The sequence below is a fragment of the Rhizobium sp. CCGE 510 genome, from assembly GCF_000292525.1.
GTDB lineage: Bacteria > Pseudomonadota > Alphaproteobacteria > Rhizobiales > Rhizobiaceae > Rhizobium.
The window spans coordinates 1-707 of record NZ_AEYF01000114.1 but is presented as its reverse complement, the minus strand read 5'-3'; the positions used below and the strand labels follow the sequence as shown (position 1 = coordinate 707).

Annotated in this window: 1 protein-coding gene; it reads left to right on the top strand. The window is 58.8% G+C overall.

The window, feature by feature from the left end:
- Nucleotides 1-707, top strand: a 707-nt coding sequence (locus RCCGE510_RS32715) for a C-terminal helicase domain-containing protein (protein WP_007638008.1), incomplete at both ends; no start/stop codon positions are given.

The following is a 707-nucleotide window of genomic DNA, read 5'->3' as shown; positions in this document are numbered from 1 at the left end:
GCATGAGGATCGCGCCTTCCCGAAACATGAAACCACCGAGTTCGCCTATCATCTGTCTGATGCCCATCGTGACTTTCAGGAGGCTGTTCTCGACTATTGCTTCGGCATCGTCTGCCAGGCGGGATCGGGGCAGCGAGAACAACGCCTTGCCTTTTGGGGCACGCTGGCCTTGATGCGCTGCGTCGGCTCTTCGCCAGCCGCCGCCCTGAGCGCCTTGCGGAACCGCATGTCGACCGAGAGCGATCGCCTCGAACCTAAAATCTATGATGACGACGGAGACGATGAGGACGCAGTAGATATCGAGCCGGGTACACCATTTGATGTCGATCCGGGGCTGCTCGCGCTGGTCCAGCACGCCGAGGTGTTGGTCGACACGCCCGATCCGAAGCTGGCCGCTTTGATCGAGACGCTGACGCCAATCATCAAGAAAGGTGTAAATCCCGTCGTATTCTGCCGTTATGTGGCGACGGCGGAATATGTTCGCAATTGTTTGCGCAAGGCCTTTCCGAAACTGACAATCGAATCTGTAACCGGCATTCTTACGCCGGATGAGCGCCGCGATCGCGTCGCCGACATGGCGCCAGCGGACGAGGAAAAGCCGGCCCAGCGTCTTCTTGTCGCCACCGACTGCCTGTCGGAAGGGATCAACCTGCAACAACTCTTCGACACGGTCGTCCACTACGATCTGTCATGGAATCCGACTCGGC